The following is a 15,814-nucleotide window of genomic DNA, read 5'->3' as shown; positions in this document are numbered from 1 at the left end:
AGGATGGATCATACAGCCACACCCCGAGTCGTGGTTATAGGCGGAGGCACAGGCCTGCCTGTACTTCTTCGGGGACTTAAAAATCTGCCAATTGACCTATCTGCCATTGTAACTGTAGCAGATGATGGAGGAAGCTCGGGGAAACTTCGTAATGAAATGGCTATACCGGCACCGGGAGATATTCGAAATGTAGTCGCTGCCTTATCAGATGCTGAGCCGATGCTTTTGGATCTTTTCCAGCACCGTTTTGCAGATGGAAACGGGTTGTCTGGTCATTCCATGGGTAACTTGCTTCTTGCTGCTCTTGCATCCATGACTGGGGATTTTTATCAGGGAATTAAAGAAATTTCTCGAGTTCTAAATGTAAGAGGGCACATTTATCCTATCGCGAATCACTCTATGAATTTACACGCAGAAATGGAAGATGGCACCATTGTTACAGGGGAGTCCAGCATTCCTAAACAACAGAAAAGAATTAAAAAGGTGTTTGTAAGCCCTACACCTGTTCAGCCGCTTCCGGAAGCTGTGAGTGCCATACAGGAAGCGGATTTAATTGTGATCGCACCTGGTAGTCTCTATACAAGTATCCTTCCTAATATTATTATTCCTGAAATTGGTCAGGCTTTAAGAGATACTAAGGCTAAAGTTACGTATGTCTGTAATGTTATGACCCAAGAAGGGGAAACCTCAGGATATACTGCTGGAGACCATTTGAAGGCGTTATTTGATCACATTGGTCAAGGGGTTATTAACTCGATCGTGGTTCATAACCAGCCGATTGAACAAAAAGTAAAGAAAGCCTACGCAAAAGAAAATGCTGAACCCGTTATTTATGACATAGAGCGAATTAAGTCAATGGGAATTGAAGTAGTAGAAGAAGATATTATAGATGAAAGTCAAGCCATGTTGCGGCATGATACAGATAAGCTTACTCAATTACTGCATTCGATGCTTTAATGGAGGGGCTTTCTGCCAGAGGGAGGTGTCCAGCTGTGTCATTTGCATCAGAGATAAAAAAAGAACTGACCAACGTAGAAGCAGATGCTTGCTGTATGGAGTCAGAATTAGCGGCGTTAATTAGAATGAACGGGACTTTTTCTTTTTCCAACCGTCATTATATATTGGATATCCAAACGGAAAATGCAGCCATAGCAAGAAGAACGTACATGCTAATTAAAAAATTGTACCCTTATCCGGTAGAACTGCTGGTTCGAAAAAAAATGCGATTGAAAAAAAATAATGTGTACATTGTACGTCTTTCTGAAAAAGCTGAGCAGGTTCTCCATGACCTGGAAATCCTGAAAGGTCCACTATCCATTAATCCAGAAATTCCTAAAAAGTATTTAAACGATACGTGCTGCAAGCGTGCCTACCTGAGAGGCGCATTTTTAGCAGGTGGTTCGGTCAATAATCCAGAAACCTCCTCCTATCACCTCGAAATTTATTCTTCTGATGAGGAACACAACGAAGCGTTGTGTCAGCTGATGAATAGTTTTGGTCTGCACGCTCGTACCCTGGTAAGAAAAAAAGGGTTTATTACGTATTTGAAAGAAGCCGATAAAATTACGGAACTAATCAGTAATATTGGAGCTCATCAAGCATTATTTAAATTCGAAGATGTGCGGATCGTTAGAGACATGAGGAATTCTGTCAATCGTTTAGTGAATTGTGAAACAGCTAATTTAAATAAAACGATAGGAGCCGCATTCCGACAGGTAGAAAATATTAAATTTATTAAGCGCACCGTCGGTCTGGAAGCTCTACCTGATAAGCTTCAGGAGATTGCCTCCTTACGTTTACAACATCAGGATGTTTCTTTAAAAGAACTTGGGGAATATGTTTCAGGAGCCGCGATAAGCAAATCCGGCATTAACCACCGGCTGCGCAAAATAGATGAATTTGCTGAAAAAGTTCGAAGAGGAGAAGTCACAGAAAACACAAGAAATTAATGTTTCTACACTATAATTCATGCTATAATGAACTATAATTAAAAACGCTTTCATTGATCGGGAGCGTTTTCTTTCGGTTTTTATGAATGCGTTTTCGGTGGTGGAATAAGAGAGTAAGGGAGGAGAGAATTCATTGATAGAACGGGATATAAAGATTGAACTGGAAACAGGATTACAGGCAAGGCCTGCCGCTCAATTTGTTCAACATGCTAACCGCTTCAGCAGTGATATATTTATTGAGAAGGAAAACAAGCGGGTAAATGCCAAAAGCATTATGGGGCTAATGAGTCTTGCAGTGGGCACGGGTGAAAGTATTAAATTAATTGCAGATGGTTCCGATGAGGAAACTGCAATGGAACAGCTTCACGAATTTGTGAAGGAAAAGTAAACCTGTACTTGTGAAAGAATGAACTTAAAAATTAAATTAAGCTCATAAAAAATCCGCTGTGTAAAATACACAGCGGATAAGTATTAGATTAAGATTTCTCCATAACTTTGTCGATCAATCCATAATCTACAGCTTCGTGGGCAGACATGAAGTTATCACGATCAGTATCACGTTCGATCACTTCATAAGGCTGGCCTGTACGTTCAGAAAGAATTTTGTTCAATTTCTCGCGCATTTTAATAATACGTTTAGCGTGAATTTCAATATCGGAAGCCTGACCTTGAGTACCGCCTAGAGGCTGGTGGATCATAACTTCACTATTTGGAAGGGCATAACGCTTACCTGGTTCACCAGCGTTTAGCAGGAAGGCCCCCATTGAAGCAGCCATACCAGTGCAGATTGTAGACACGTTTGGTTTAATAAATTGCATCGTATCATAAATAGCCATACCGGATGTAATAGAACCACCAGGTGAATTAATATATAGTGAAATATCTTTGTCCGGATCGTCAGCAGCCAAGAATAGCAATTGAGCTACAATGGAGTTGGAAATGTTATCGTCGATCGGGCTGCCAAGCATAATAATCCGATCTTTCAATAGACGGGAGTATATGTCGTAAGCACGCTCTCCTCGGTTTGTTTGTTCAATAACTGTAGGTACTAAGTTCATTGTGATTTCCTCCTTATCATCACTAGTTATGATGGAATATATTTATCATACAATTAAGGTCAATAAAGGTCAAACAAAAACGATCGACCTTTTTCGTAGAATTCCTTATACCATCATTCCCTAATTATTGTTGGATAAACGTAGAGTGTATGGTTTTTATTACTAAATAAGCTTAATTTTTAATAAAGTTTTCTGTGCGGCCGTTTAGCATGACATTTTGGTTTACCAGTATAGGGAGACAAATAATATAACGAACAAATGCAGGATTAGAGATTTCATAGGTCTTACCTCTTCAGTTCCTATTCAGAACTTTATTCGATGGATTATAGCACCTGTGAAGCAGAAGTCGAACGAAAATTATCTGTATGGGATGATTTATTTCAGCCCCTCCTTTTAAAATTTCTATCTTATTATAATGGGCTGCTCCTATACTCTTACTATATTTCTCTGGATGCAGTCGGCAAAAAAACCTTGCAATATTCATATATTCTTCATATAATATATATTGCATGTCGATTTGCGCCCGTAGCTCAGTTGGATAGAGCGGTAGATTCCGGTTCTACGTCTGTCGGAGGTTCGAATCCTCTCGGGCGCGCTGCTAATTAAACAGATATTCACAAAAACGCTTTTCTTTCGGAAAGGCGTTTTTTGCGTTATAGAAGTTTGTTTCTATATTAAAATAATAAATTTGTTCAACAAGTCGTTAGCATTCATATTAAACAATTGTGAAACAAAATGTATACGAACATTTGTTAACTTGATTGTTATGTCAATGTAATTTTTTTATTTTAATTTCTATGTTATTATTATTTCATGCAGCAGCCGTTTCTTGACGTTTTTGCCAAAGAAAAGGGGTATTTATGACAAACTTAATCCGTTATAAAATGTTGTCGACTGAGCAAATTTCTGAGGACAGACGGATTCATGTGTTCGATATGCAGCATCAGCAAAAACTATCATTTAATTATGAATCGTTGAAGCGAACACCTAAGAATAATGCCTATGAAGAATTAACCGATTTCTTACAGAAGAGAAAGCTGAAAATAGATAATGGCGTTTATGATAATGAAGAGCATGCATCCTGACTGGTGCATGCTCTTTTTCTATGTATAATAGAGAATGGAACGCTTAATTTGACTTAGAACAGTAAAGGAGGAGAAGCGTGAACAATATAACCTTATATGTAAAGAAAAAGTGTCCGCTTTGTGATGAGATCAGCAGTTTAGTTGAACTGCTCTCCGGGGAATATCAAATTAATGTGCAGGAAGTTAATATTGAACAAAATGATGAACTAATGAGAAAGTACTTATTAGAAGTTCCCGTCCTTGAAGTTAATGGAGATGAGTTAGACTATCGTTCTATAACCTTTACAGCTATAGAAGAACGCTTACATTAAAAATTCACTCACTTCTGCTTGCGCCTCCCCAATCTCACTGTTAATATAACAAGTGAAAGAGATGTTTTTTTTGCTCCAAGCGGGACATAATATGACTGCCCGGGACGAGATCCGGCCCGATCGATGGTTTTTAACATAAGGAGTTTTTCCATGCGAGACTTAATTGACTTACAAAAAAAACTTTTCCCCGAAGTTGTTGAGGTAATGCAGCAACGCTATAACCTCTTGTATTACATTCAGATTATGCAGCCTGTAGGACGTCGCGCCCTGGCGGAAAACGTAGAGTTGGCGGAGCGTACTGTTCGAAGTGAAGTGGACTTTTTAAACAAGCAAGGGTCTGTAGAAATAACTTCCCGCGGAATGCATTTGACCTATGAAGGTCAAAACATTCTGGAGCAATTAGCAGAATTCATTAAAGAAGTTACGGGGATAAAGGTTTTAGAAAAGCAATTAAAGGATAAATTAAACCTAGACTATGCTGTGGTTGTTCCTGGTGATAGTGATAAGCTCGACTGGGTTAAAAGTGAAATGGGAAAAGCTTGTGTCAATTATCTAAGAGACCATTTAATCCCCCGTCAAACCATCGGAATTACTGGTGGAACGACGATGGCGGCAGTAGCTGAAATGATGACACCGTTTCAAGGTGCAGATGAATGCCTCTACGTACCTGCACGCGGAGGTCTTGGGGAAAGAGTGGAAAATCAGGCGAATACCATTTGTGCTGAAATGGCTAAAAAAGCCAGAGGTGATTATCGCTTACTTTATGTACCCGACCCTTTAAGTGAGGATTCTTATAAGACCATTATCGAGGAACCCTCTATAAAGGAAGTACTTGAGATTATCCGGAAAGCAGGAATTATTATCCACGGTGTAGGGGATGCTTTAATGATGGCAGAAAGAAGGAAAACTTCTGAAGAACAATTGCGCCTTATTAAAAGTCGCGAAGCCGTGGGAGAAGCCTTTGGTTATTACTTTAACCATAAAGGTGAAATCGTTCATAAAGTTAGAACGGTCGGGCTTCAGTTAGAAGATTTAAAGCATGCAGAGCATGTGATTGCCGTAGCTGGCGGCCGTTCAAAAGCCCAGGCTATTGCTTCCTATTTTAAGCCGGGACAGAGTAATGTCCTTATCACCGATGAAGGTGCGGCAAAAGAGTTAATAAGGGGAATTTCCCTTTAAATATATAATGCATAGAATCCAAGGAGGAATTTTACATGACTGTAAGAATTGGAATTAACGGTTTTGGCCGTATTGGACGTAACGTTTATCGTGCTGCGTTGAAAAATGAAAGTGTAGAAGTAGTAGCAGTGAACGACTTGACTGATGCTAACATGCTTGCGCACCTGCTTCAGTATGACACGGTTCACGGAACTCTTGATGAAGAAGTTACAACAAATGGGGACAACCTAATCGTTGGCGGTAAAGAAGTTAAAGTTCTTTCCGAAAAAGACCCAGCTCAGCTTGGATGGGGCGACCTAGGTGTAGATGTGGTAATCGAATCTACAGGACGTTTCACTCAGCGTGACGATGCTAAAAAACACTTGGATGCAGGCGCTAAGAAAGTAATCATTTCTGCACCAGCTAAACAAGAAGACCTGACAGTGGTTATGGGTGTTAACGAAGATCAATATGACAAAGATTCTCACCATGTCATTTCTAATGCTTCCTGTACTACAAACTGTCTTGCACCATATGCAAAAGTACTGGATCAAAAATTCGGTCTTAAACGCGGTATGATGACAACTGTTCACTCTTACACGAATGATCAGCAAATTCTTGACCTGCCTCATAAAGACTATCGTCGTGCCCGTGCTGCAGCTCAAAATATTATTCCAACAACAACTGGTGCTGCTCAAGCGGTAGCGAAAGTTCTTCCACAGCTTGATGGTAAGCTAAGTGGTATGGCTATGCGTGTACCTACTGCTAACGTATCCATCGTTGACTTTGTGGCTGAGCTTGAAAAAGATGTAACAGTTGAAGAAGTAAATGAAGCTCTTAAAGCAGAAGCTGAAGGCGAGCTTAAAGGCATTCTGGGCTACAGTGACGAGCCTCTTGTTTCCTCTGACTATAATGGAAACACGAACTCTTCTGTAATTGATGGCTTGTCCACTCTTGCTCTTGAAAACAATATGATTAAAGTTGTTTCTTGGTATGACAACGAATTCGGTTATTCCAATCGTTGTGTAGACTTGGCTGTTTATCTTAAAAACCAAGGCTTGTAAGAAGAAACAGTTCCTAAATAGTATGAAGAATCAGTAAAGGAGGGGGTCTCATGTCCTCCTCCTTTATCCATGTTTCAGAGGTTTTGCTGCTCTCGCGTTTTCACTGGAAACCGAAGTGGAAACGTACATAGTGGCAGGTTAATCTACCCTGACTACAAACCAAGGAGGTTGTCATCTCATGAATAAGCAAACCATTCGTGATGTAGAGGTAAACGGAAAAACTGTATTTTGCCGTGTGGATTTTAATGTTCCTATGAGCGGGGAAGAAGTTACAGATGATACTAGAATTAAAGCGGCTCTTCCAACCATTAAACATTTATCTGGGAATGGCGCTAAAGTTATTCTTGCCAGTCACCTTGGTCGACCAAAAGGCGAAGTCGTTAAAGAACTTCGACTAGATCCTGTTGCGAAACGTCTAAGTGATCTGCTCGGACAAACTGTCACGAAAACAGACCAGGTACATGGGGAAGAAGTAAACAAAGCCATTTCTGAAATGGATAACGGAGATGTTCTTCTAATCGAAAACGTACGTTTCCATCCTGGTGAAGAGAAAAATGATGCGGAATTATCAAAAGCATTCGCTGACATGGCAGACCTTTACGTGAATGATGCCTTCGGGGCTGCACACCGTGCTCATTCATCAACAGCAGGTGTAGCTGAGCATCTACCTGCAGTAGCTGGCTTTCTAATGGAAAAAGAAATTAATGTGCTGGGACAAGCACTTTCTGATCCAGATCGTCCATTCACAGCTATAATTGGCGGGGCTAAAGTAAAAGATAAAATTGGTGTAATCGATAACTTGATTGATAAAGTAGATCATTTAATTATCGGTGGCGGACTTGCTTATACTTTTGTAAAAGCTAAAGGTTACGAAATCGGTAAATCATTATTAGAGGAAGATAAGATCGATACAGCGAAAGAGTATATGAAGAAAGCTGAAGAAAAAGGTGTAGACTTCCTTATGCCTGAGGATGTTGTGGTTGCAGATGACTTTTCTGATTCTGCGAACACTGAAATAGTATCCATTGACAATATCCCGGCTGACTGGGAGGCTCTTGACATTGGTCCGAAAACAAGGGAGAAATATGCTGAAGTCATCAACAACTCCAAGTTGGTAATCTGGAATGGCCCAATGGGTGTATTCGAACTTGAAACGTTCGCGAATGGAACAAAAGCTGTAGCGAATGCTTTGTCTGAAACCAAAGGTTACACGGTTATCGGCGGCGGAGATTCTGCAGCAGCTGTAGAGAAATTCGGCTATGCAGACGATATGGATCATGTATCAACTGGAGGCGGAGCATCCCTTGAGTTTATGGAAGGTAAAGAGCTTCCAGGTGTCGCACTGCTAAACGATAAATAAAGGAGAGGTGAAGAAGACATGCGTAAACAAGTGATTGCAGGAAATTGGAAAATGAACAAAACTCACCGCGAAGCGGAAGATTTTATTCAGACGACAAAGAATGAGGTCCCATCTTCTGATAAAGTGGAATCCGTGGTATGTGCCCCTTTCCCGTTTCTTCAAAAATTAGTCGAAGAAACAGAAGGGACCAGCTTAAAGATTGGTGCTCAAAATATGCATTTTGAAGAAAGTGGTGCATTCACAGGGGAAGTAAGCCCTGTAATGCTTAAAGAACTTGGTGTCACGTATGTAGTTCTCGGCCACTCTGAGCGTCGTGAAGTATTTAAAGAAACCGATGAAGATATAAATAAGAAAGTGCACGCTGCGTTTAAACATGGACTTACTCCTATTATCTGTGTAGGGGAGACGCTTGATCAGCGTGAAGCAGATCAAACTATGAATCATGTAGAATCTCAAGTCAAAAAAGCTCTTGAAGGACTTACAAACGAGCAGTGTGCTGAAGTTATTATCGCATATGAGCCGATCTGGGCTATTGGTACAGGCCGTACGGCTACTGCAGAACAAGCTAATGAAGTATGTGCTCACATCCGCGAAACGGTCAGCAACTATGTTAATGCAGATGCTGCTGATGCCTTACGTATTCAATATGGCGGCAGTGTAAAGCCGGCTAACGTTGATGAAATGCTTTCCCAGTCTGATATTGACGGAGCATTAGTTGGTGGAGCGAGCCTTGAAGCAGACTCTTTCTTAAAACTTGTGGAGGCAGGTAAACATGAGTAATCATGATTTAGCAGCTTTAATCATCCTCGATGGGTACGCACTGCGGGATGAAGAAAAAGGCAATGCAGTTAAACAAGCGAATACACCTAATTTCGACCGGTATTGGAACCAGTTCCCTCATGCTCAGCTAATCGCTTGCGGAGAAGCTGTAGGTCTTCCAGAGGGACAGATGGGGAACTCAGAAGTCGGCCATCTGAACATTGGTGCTGGACGTGTAGTTTATCAAAGTCTTACCCGTATTAACCTTTCTATACGCGAGGGCGAGTTTTATGAGAATGAAGTCTTACTAGATGCAGTAAGAAATGCTAAAGCTAAAAATAAAGCCCTTCATATTTTCGGCTTATTGTCGGATGGCGGGATTCACAGCCATATTGACCACATGTTCGCAACACTTCAATTAGCCAAAAATGAAGGCCTTGAAGAGGTTTATATCCATGCCTTTCTTGATGGACGTGATGTGGGACAGCAATCAGCTAAGACCTATATCCAGCAAACATTGGACAAGGTAGAGGAAATCGGCATCGGTAAGCTCGCGACGGTATCAGGGCGATATTATGCCATGGACCGTGATAACCGCTGGGAACGAGTGAAGCTCGCTTATGATGCTATTGCTTATGGTAAAGGTCATAAGTATGAGGACCCACTTCAAGCAGTAGAGGACTCCTATCAGAAAGAAGTTTATGATGAATTTGTTGAACCAGTAGTTCTAACAGATGAGAACGGTGAGGCTCAAGGTACAGTGAACGATGAAGATTCTATTATATTCTTTAACTTCCGTCCTGACCGTGCCATTCAACTATCTAAAACATTCGCTAATGATGACTTTGATGGTTACGATAGAGGCGAAGATGCTCCGAAAAACACCTACTTTGTAGGAATGACTCAATATAGCGATGCAGTTAACAGCAAGATCGCTTTTCCGCCAAAAGATCTAAAAAATACAGTTGGAGAAGTACTAGCGAATAACAATAAGAAACAACTGCGTATTGCTGAAACGGAGAAATATCCTCATGTAACCTTCTTTATGAGTGGCGGACGTGAGAATGAATTTGATGGAGAAGAACGTATTCTCATTGATTCACCAAAAGTATCAACTTATGATCAGCAGCCTGAAATGAGTGCTTATGAAGTTACAGACGCTCTTTTAAGCGAGTTAGATGCTGAAAAGCATAATGCCATTATCCTGAATTTTGCTAATCCGGATATGGTTGGGCATTCCGGCATGCTTGAGCCGACCATTAAAGCAATTGAAGCTGTAGATGAGTGCTTAGGTAAAATCGTAGACAAGATTCATGAAAAAGGCGGTCACGCCATTATTACAGCTGATCATGGTAATTCAGATGAAGTGACGACTCCGGATGGAGATGCTATGACTGCGCATACGACTAACCCAGTACCTGTAATTGTTACTAAAGAAGGTGCTGAGCTTCGCACAGAAGGAGTACTGGGAGATTTGTCTCCAACCCTTCTGGAGTTATTAAACATTGAACAACCTGAAGAAATGACAGGTCAGTCATTAATTAAAAAATAAGGGAGAGAATTTAAATGCCATTTATTACAGACGTTTACGCACGTGAAGTATTAGACTCTCGCGGTAATCCAACTGTTGAAGTTGAAATTTATACAGAATCCGGCGCATTTGGTACGGCACTTGTACCTAGCGGAGCTTCTACTGGTGAATATGAAGCTGTAGAACTTCGTGACGGTGACAAGGATCGTTATCTTGGAAAAGGTGTAGAAAAAGCAGTGGAGAATGTGAACGAGAAAATTGCTCCTAACCTGCTTGGAATGGACGTTACTCAACAAGTGATTATTGATCAAATGATGATCGAGCTTGATGGTACTGAAAATAAGGGAGAACTAGGTGCTAACGCTATTCTTGGTGTATCAATGGCTGTAGCTCACGCAGCAGCTGACGTGGTAGGTCTTCCACTATACAAATATCTTGGAGGCTTCACGGCCAACACACTTCCAACGCCAATGATGAACATCCTTAACGGCGGAGAGCATGCGGATAACAACGTAGATATTCAAGAATTTATGATCATGCCTGTTGGTGCTCCAACCTTTAAAGAAGCTCTTCGCATGGGTGCAGAGATCTTCCACTCTCTTAAGAAAGTGCTTAAGAACAAAGGCTATAATACAGGTGTTGGTGATGAAGGCGGGTTTGCTCCAAGCCTTAAATCCAATGAAGAAGCCCTTTCCACTATCATTGAAGCAATTGAAGAAGCAGGATATAAGCCTGACGCAGAAGTGAAGCTTGCGATGGACGTTGCCTCTTCTGAAATTTATGAAGATGGCAAGTACAACTTGAAAGGTGAAGGCGTTGTACGTACTTCCGAAGAAATGGTTGACTGGTATGAAGAGCTTGTAAACAAATACCCAATTGTATCCATTGAAGATGGACTGGACGAAAACGACTGGGAAGGAACTAAGCTTCTTACCGACCGGATTGGCGACCGTGTACAACTGGTAGGTGACGACTTGTTCGTTACAAACACTGAGAAACTTGGACGTGCCATTGAACAGGGTGTAGGAAATTCCATCCTTATTAAAGTGAACCAAATCGGCACACTTACGGAAACATTCCAGGCAATTGAAATGGCCAAGCGTGCAGGTTATACAGCTGTTATTTCCCACCGTTCTGGCGAGACAGAAGATGCGACTATCGCTGATATTGCCGTAGCTACAAACGCAGGGCAAATCAAGACAGGTGCACCGTCACGTACAGACCGTGTAGCCAAGTACAATCAGCTTCTTCGTATTGAAGACCAACTGTTTGGAACAGCTGAGTACGCAGGTGGAAAAGCATTCTACAACTTGAATAAATAATTTTAACTCAAGCCTCTCTGATTTATTCAGAGAGGCTTTTTTCTATGATATGATGGTTAATAGTCAGCGAAGAGTAGGAGACAGTAAACGATGCGTCGATTATTAAAAATAATTTCAATTCTTATAGTGGTGTATGGTCTTTACACAGGATATAGTTTATGGACATTCGGGGAAGAGGAGAATATACCTGATGCAGATGCTGCCATAGTACTCGGGGCAGCACAATGGAATGGAGAGCCGAGTCCAGTGTTTAAGGGGCGCTTAAAGCAAGCTCTCGAACTCTTTAAGGATGATAAAGTGGATTATCTTATATTTACCGGGGGCGGGAGTCAGGAAGCTGCAGCCTCAGAAGCTGAAGTAGGGAAAGAATATGCAGTCAAGAATGGAATACCAAAGGAATCAATTTTAATTGAGAAACGATCACTGGTAACGAAAGAAAATCTAATTAATGCAAAGAAAGTAGCTTCTCGTAAAGGAATTGATTCCTATCTGCTTGTAAGTGATCAATTTCATCTTAAAAGAGCTGTGGGAGAGGCTGAAAGTCAGGGGATGGATGTTACAGGTGTACCCACACAATATTCAGCTTATGAGACTCTAAAAACCAAAATCCCGTTCTTTTTAAGAGAGTGGGCGTACTTGATGGGAGATCAGATTACAAACCTGTTTCCTTAAAAAAAGACTTAAATTAGGCTTATATCAACGGTCCTAATGTTCAATATATCAGCAATATTTTACAGTTTCTAAAAAAGAAGGGGGGGATGGCATGGAGTTGGCAGATGCTATTAAAAACCGGCGGTCCATTCATGATTTTAAACAAGTAGAAGTTCCTGAGGGTATGTTAAAAGAAATATTCACATCCGCTTCATGGGCCCCGACTCACCGTATGAAGGAGCCGTGGAACATTTACATGTTTCAGGAAGAAGGTAAACAAGTATATGCTGAACTGGTTTTACAAAGCTATACACGAAAGGGCTTCTTTGAAGGATATAGCGAGGAAAAATCCCAAAGGATGAAACAGGGGATTCGTGAGTTTCTAGAGAATATTCCCCATCACGCTTTGATTTTCATGGAAAAGGATGCAAATGAGCACAAATATGAAGAAGATTATGCAGCGGTCTGCGCTTTCATCCAGAATGTTCAGTTGTTGGCCTGGGAAAAAGGGGTCGGAGGATTGTGGACCACTAGTCCATATTTACATGATATGGAATTTATAAAAGGTGTCGGACTGAACCCAGAGATACATAAATTGATAGGAGTCATTCAAATGGGGTACCCAAAGAAAGTGCCAAAAGCTAAACCCAGGACCTCAATGGAAGACAAATATAAGTTATTTAATTACAATTTCACAAATAGTTGATTTCTTATAAGAGCTTATTACGTTAAAGGGCCGATTAGTTGAAGACTCAGTTTCGAGATATCTTTGGCCCGATACTTAATACAGAGGAGGGATGGCTACGGAAACAACTCGCTTTCCTGCGGGGGAACTGGCAAGCCTCCTCAGTCGTTAACACTTCTTGTGGGGTCTCGCCTAGCTCCTTCTCCCGCGGGAGTCTCGTCGTTTCCTTCGCCACCCTATGATGGAAGGGTGAACGGACCCTTCTATAAGCGGTAGGGAGATGCTTGATCCGCCTCAAAAGCTTCTATAGCAGTGATTATCTACACGTATACGCTAATTGTTATACGTTTATCTGAGTCATAAGTCGGGACGTTTCAAACATGATTTCGAGCTCCCTATTTCGCAAGGTCCGGAGGGGGACGATGAAGACTTCTGCGGGATGAACATGATCGGTGAGCTCCCGCAGGGCTGTTAAGCCCGAGGAAGCTCAGCACATGCCCGCGAAAAGCGAAATCGTCCCCCGCAGGACCAAATTCTCACAAAAGTCTCGAAATCGAGTCTTCAAGTAATGGGAGCTTTACTGTGATTTTGATATGGAGCTAGTACGGAAGATACAAAAAAGCTGACGCTTATTGATTGGCGTCAGCTTTTTTATCTTCTTCATCCTTGTGATGATTGTGATGTGGCTCCTCCGGAAGAGGATCTATGGTGTGTTCGTAATCATATCCCTTGGAGACTGCCGTTCCAAACATAGCTGCAATCCCAAGGACAATAGCTACACAAACGATCATAATAATCGTAAACGTCATCGTAAACACTTCTTTCTAAATAACATAAAAAGGGGCGTTTCTCTGTTTCACACGTTTAGTTTGCCACATTTCATTTGGAAATACTACCTTAATTGTGTTTTTTCTTTAACAAAATCGACCACTTCATCAGATGTTCCTTTTGATAGTAATTCATCTTTGTAAGAAATCCAGTCTTCTCTAGACAGGGTTCTGATTTGCGTGCGAGCTGGAAGAATGGAAGTAGCACTCATGCTGAATTCATCAAGTCCAAGACTCAAAAGAATAGGAATAGCAATTTCGTCTCCAGCCATTTCTCCGCACATTCCGGCCCATTTACCTTCTGCATGAGCAGCTTCAATTACATTATTAATCAAATTAAGAATGGCAGGATTGTAAGGCTGGTACAAGTAGGATACTCGTTCATTCATTCGATCGGCAGCCATCGTGTATTGGATAAGGTCATTTGTCCCAATACTGAAGAAATCAACTTCTTTTGCAAATTGACGGGCAATTACAGCCGTGGCAGGAATTTCAACCATCATACCCACTTCAATGGTTTCAGAGACCTCTTTACCTTCGTTGATTAATTTCTCTTTCTCTTCATCAAGGATGGCTTTTGCCTGACGGAATTCTTCGAGTGTCGCAATCATGGGGAACATGATTTTTAAATTTCCATGGACACTGGCACGTAGAAGAGCGCGCAGCTGAACACGGAAGATGTCGTCACGTTCCAGGCATAAACGAATAGCTCGATAACCAAGGAACGGGTTCATTTCATCAGGAAGATCCAGATAATCGAGTTCTTTGTCTCCGCCGATGTCCAATGTTCTTACTACCACCGGCTTATCGCCCATTTGTTTCAATACGGTAGAGTAGGAATCAAATTGTTCTTCCTCTGTTGGAAGCTGACTTTTACCCATATAAAGGAATTCGGTACGGTAAAGACCTACTCCTTCGCCTCCATTATTCAGTACACCATCCACATCCTGAGGGGTACCAATATTAGCAGCAAGCTCTACATGATCTCCTTCAGAAGTAACAGTAGGCTCGTCTTTCAGCTTAGCCCATTCTTTCTTTTTCTGTTCAAAGTCTTCTTGTTTCTGCTTATAGTCATTTACCTGTTCTTCTGTAGGTTCGATAATTACATCGCCGTTTATTCCATCAACGATAATCATCGAATCCTTAGGTGCTTTAGAGGTAACATCTTTTGTCCCGACTACTGCAGGGATCTCCAGTGAACGAGCCATAATTGCAGAATGAGAAGTACGGCCGCCGATATCCGTGGTAAACCCTTTAACATACTGTTTGTTTAACTGTGCAGTATCAGAAGGGGTAAGATCGTCAGCTACAATAACAACTTCTTCGTTAATTAAAGCAGGGTCAGGGAACGTTACATTCAAGAGATGCGCCATAACCCGTTTCGTAACGTCATGGATGTCAGCAGCACGTTCCCGCATATATTCATTGTCCATGTTTTTAAACATGTCGATGAACATGTTAGCCGTTTCATCTAAACCAGCTTCGGCATTCACATTCTCTGCTTTTATTTTATCTTCAATTGGTTTAATCAACTCTGGGTCTGAAAGTACCAGCAAATGAGCAGAGAAAATCTCAGCATGCTCATCGCCAAGTGAATTTTTAGTATGTTCTTTAATTTTTTCAAGTTCCGACTTTGAAACATCTAGAGCATCATGCAGGCGTTTGATTTCTTGTTCAGGTTGCTCTATATCTTTTTTACTGTAAGAAAGGTCTGGAGCTTCCAGACGGTAGACTTTCGCAATAGCGATACCGCTGGAAGCTGCAATTCCTTGAAGGTTAGTCATGGGTTATTCCCCCAGCCCTTCATTCTTCATTGTAGATGCCATATGATCTACTGCTTCTTGTTCATCACTGCCTTCTGCAGTAATTTTGACTTCAGCGCCTGCTGGAATGCCAAGGCTCATAATACCCATAATGGATTTTAAATTAACAGCCTTTTCTTTGTAATGAAGATTGATTTCTGATTCATACTTGCCGGCATTTTGAACAAGTACTGTGGCAGGTCGTGCGTGTACACCGTCTGAGGATGTAATTTTAAATGTTTTCTCTACCAT

The 15,814-nt window shown here is 41.3% G+C and carries 17 protein-coding genes and 1 tRNA gene; 14 read left to right on the top strand and 4 right to left on the bottom strand.

The window, feature by feature from the left end; genetic code table 11:
* The first annotated feature begins 3 nt into the window (after window positions 1-3).
* The 3 genes from LCM11_RS10650 to LCM11_RS10640 all read left to right on the top strand — a co-directional run bounded on the left by LCM11_RS10650 (window position 4) and on the right by LCM11_RS10640 (window position 2,337).
* Window positions 4-957, top strand: coding sequence for a gluconeogenesis factor YvcK family protein (locus LCM11_RS10650; protein WP_224894215.1), 954 nt, complete (start codon window positions 4-6; stop codon window positions 955-957).
* A gap of 35 nt (window positions 958-992) precedes the next feature.
* On the top strand, window positions 993-1,949 hold the full coding sequence (whiA, locus tag LCM11_RS10645) for a DNA-binding protein WhiA (protein WP_014644243.1): 957 nt from the start codon (window positions 993-995) through the stop codon (window positions 1,947-1,949).
* A gap of 133 nt (window positions 1,950-2,082) precedes the next feature.
* Complete coding sequence (locus tag LCM11_RS10640; RefSeq protein WP_224894214.1) at window positions 2,083-2,337, top strand: HPr family phosphocarrier protein; 255 nt, start codon at window positions 2,083-2,085, stop codon at window positions 2,335-2,337.
* An 88-nt stretch (window positions 2,338-2,425) separates the two neighbouring features.
* Here the strand turns inward: LCM11_RS10640 and clpP are convergent, their stop codons facing one another.
* Window positions 2,426-3,013 carry an ATP-dependent Clp endopeptidase proteolytic subunit ClpP gene (gene clpP, locus LCM11_RS10635; RefSeq protein WP_318246150.1) on the bottom strand — a complete coding sequence of 196 codons (588 nt, stop codon included), beginning with the start codon at window positions 3,011-3,013 and terminating at the stop codon, window positions 2,426-2,428.
* Between the two features lie 513 nt (window positions 3,014-3,526).
* On the opposite strand from clpP, the gene LCM11_RS10630 reads away from it, so the two are divergent.
* From LCM11_RS10630 to LCM11_RS10580, 11 genes are all read left to right on the top strand, one after another.
* Window positions 3,527-3,602: transfer RNA gene (locus tag LCM11_RS10630), tRNA-Arg, on the top strand.
* 265 nt (window positions 3,603-3,867) lie between these two features.
* Complete coding sequence (locus tag LCM11_RS10625; RefSeq protein ID WP_224894213.1) at window positions 3,868-4,092, top strand: hypothetical protein; 225 nt, start codon at window positions 3,868-3,870, stop codon at window positions 4,090-4,092.
* Window positions 4,093-4,169: 77 nt separating this feature from the next.
* On the top strand, window positions 4,170-4,403 hold the full coding sequence (locus LCM11_RS10620; protein ID WP_224894212.1) for a glutaredoxin family protein: 234 nt from the start codon (window positions 4,170-4,172) through the stop codon (window positions 4,401-4,403).
* A gap of 150 nt (window positions 4,404-4,553) precedes the next feature.
* Entirely contained in the window at window positions 4,554-5,582 is a 1,029-nt protein-coding gene (locus tag LCM11_RS10615; RefSeq protein WP_224894211.1) for a sugar-binding transcriptional regulator, read from the top strand.
* A gap of 35 nt (window positions 5,583-5,617) precedes the next feature.
* The gene (gap, locus tag LCM11_RS10610; RefSeq protein ID WP_224894210.1) at window positions 5,618-6,625 is read left to right on the top strand and encodes a type I glyceraldehyde-3-phosphate dehydrogenase; all 1,008 of its coding nucleotides are present in this window, start codon (window positions 5,618-5,620) and stop codon (window positions 6,623-6,625) included.
* A 178-nt stretch (window positions 6,626-6,803) separates the two neighbouring features.
* Window positions 6,804-7,985: a phosphoglycerate kinase gene (locus LCM11_RS10605; protein ID WP_224894209.1), complete on the top strand. Its 1,182-nt coding sequence runs from the start codon at window positions 6,804-6,806 to the stop codon at window positions 7,983-7,985.
* An 18-nt stretch (window positions 7,986-8,003) separates the two neighbouring features.
* Window positions 8,004-8,765 carry a triose-phosphate isomerase gene (tpiA, locus tag LCM11_RS10600; protein ID WP_224894208.1) on the top strand — a complete coding sequence of 254 codons (762 nt, stop codon included), beginning with the start codon at window positions 8,004-8,006 and terminating at the stop codon, window positions 8,763-8,765.
* On the top strand, window positions 8,758-10,296 hold the full coding sequence (gene gpmI / locus LCM11_RS10595) for a 2,3-bisphosphoglycerate-independent phosphoglycerate mutase (protein WP_224894207.1): 1,539 nt from the start codon (window positions 8,758-8,760) through the stop codon (window positions 10,294-10,296). The genes tpiA and gpmI overlap by 8 nt, the downstream gene beginning before the upstream one ends.
* 14 nt (window positions 10,297-10,310) lie before the next feature.
* Window positions 10,311-11,597: a phosphopyruvate hydratase gene (gene eno / locus LCM11_RS10590; RefSeq protein WP_089754904.1), complete on the top strand. Its 1,287-nt coding sequence runs from the start codon at window positions 10,311-10,313 to the stop codon at window positions 11,595-11,597.
* 90 nt (window positions 11,598-11,687) lie between these two features.
* Window positions 11,688-12,269 carry a YdcF family protein gene (locus tag LCM11_RS10585; RefSeq protein WP_224894206.1) on the top strand — a complete coding sequence of 194 codons (582 nt, stop codon included), beginning with the start codon at window positions 11,688-11,690 and terminating at the stop codon, window positions 12,267-12,269.
* A 91-nt stretch (window positions 12,270-12,360) separates the two neighbouring features.
* The gene (locus tag LCM11_RS10580; protein ID WP_224894205.1) at window positions 12,361-12,954 is read left to right on the top strand and encodes a nitroreductase; all 594 of its coding nucleotides are present in this window, start codon (window positions 12,361-12,363) and stop codon (window positions 12,952-12,954) included.
* A 608-nt stretch (window positions 12,955-13,562) separates the two neighbouring features.
* On the opposite strand, the gene ytzI is transcribed toward LCM11_RS10580, so the two are convergent.
* The 3 genes from ytzI to LCM11_RS10565 all read right to left on the bottom strand — a co-directional run bounded on the left by ytzI (window position 13,563) and on the right by LCM11_RS10565 (window position 15,814).
* The gene (ytzI, locus tag LCM11_RS10575; RefSeq protein ID WP_041601395.1) at window positions 13,563-13,742 is read right to left on the bottom strand and encodes a YtzI protein; all 180 of its coding nucleotides are present in this window, start codon (window positions 13,740-13,742) and stop codon (window positions 13,563-13,565) included.
* 83 nt (window positions 13,743-13,825) lie between these two features.
* Window positions 13,826-15,544 carry a phosphoenolpyruvate--protein phosphotransferase gene (gene ptsP, locus LCM11_RS10570; protein WP_224894204.1) on the bottom strand — a complete coding sequence of 573 codons (1,719 nt, stop codon included), beginning with the start codon at window positions 15,542-15,544 and terminating at the stop codon, window positions 13,826-13,828.
* A gap of 3 nt (window positions 15,545-15,547) precedes the next feature.
* Complete coding sequence (locus tag LCM11_RS10565) at window positions 15,548-15,814, bottom strand: phosphocarrier protein HPr (protein WP_014644227.1); 267 nt, start codon at window positions 15,812-15,814, stop codon at window positions 15,548-15,550.

Origin of the sequence: Halobacillus halophilus (assembly GCF_020171985.1) — a bacterium.
Classification (GTDB): domain Bacteria; phylum Bacillota; class Bacilli; order Bacillales; family Halobacillaceae; genus Halobacillus; species Halobacillus halophilus_A.
This window is presented reverse-complemented; position numbering and strand designations above follow the sequence as displayed.

Excerpts from the sequence above, each read along its gene's own strand:
- LCM11_RS10650 (WP_224894215.1), top strand. The coding sequence starts at position 4 with ATGGATCATACAGCCACACCCCGAGTCGTGGTTATAGGCGGAGGCACA.
- LCM11_RS10625 (WP_224894213.1), top strand. The coding sequence starts at position 3,868 with ATGACAAACTTAATCCGTTATAAAATGTTGTCGACTGAGCAAATTTCT.
- LCM11_RS10615 (WP_224894211.1), top strand. The coding sequence starts at position 4,554 with ATGCGAGACTTAATTGACTTACAAAAAAAACTTTTCCCCGAAGTTGTT.
- gap (WP_224894210.1), top strand. The coding sequence starts at position 5,618 with ATGACTGTAAGAATTGGAATTAACGGTTTTGGCCGTATTGGACGTAAC.
- LCM11_RS10605 (WP_224894209.1), top strand. The coding sequence starts at position 6,804 with ATGAATAAGCAAACCATTCGTGATGTAGAGGTAAACGGAAAAACTGTA.
- tpiA (WP_224894208.1), top strand. The coding sequence starts at position 8,004 with ATGCGTAAACAAGTGATTGCAGGAAATTGGAAAATGAACAAAACTCAC.
- gpmI (WP_224894207.1), top strand. The coding sequence starts at position 8,758 with ATGAGTAATCATGATTTAGCAGCTTTAATCATCCTCGATGGGTACGCA.
- eno (WP_089754904.1), top strand. The coding sequence starts at position 10,311 with ATGCCATTTATTACAGACGTTTACGCACGTGAAGTATTAGACTCTCGC.
- LCM11_RS10585 (WP_224894206.1), top strand. The coding sequence starts at position 11,688 with ATGCGTCGATTATTAAAAATAATTTCAATTCTTATAGTGGTGTATGGT.
- LCM11_RS10580 (WP_224894205.1), top strand. The coding sequence starts at position 12,361 with ATGGAGTTGGCAGATGCTATTAAAAACCGGCGGTCCATTCATGATTTT.
- ytzI (WP_041601395.1), bottom strand. The coding sequence starts at position 13,742 with ATGACGTTTACGATTATTATGATCGTTTGTGTAGCTATTGTCCTTGGG.
- ptsP (WP_224894204.1), bottom strand. The coding sequence starts at position 15,544 with ATGACTAACCTTCAAGGAATTGCAGCTTCCAGCGGTATCGCTATTGCG.
- LCM11_RS10565 (WP_014644227.1), bottom strand. The coding sequence starts at position 15,814 with ATGGTAGAGAAAACATTTAAAATTACATCCTCAGACGGTGTACACGCA.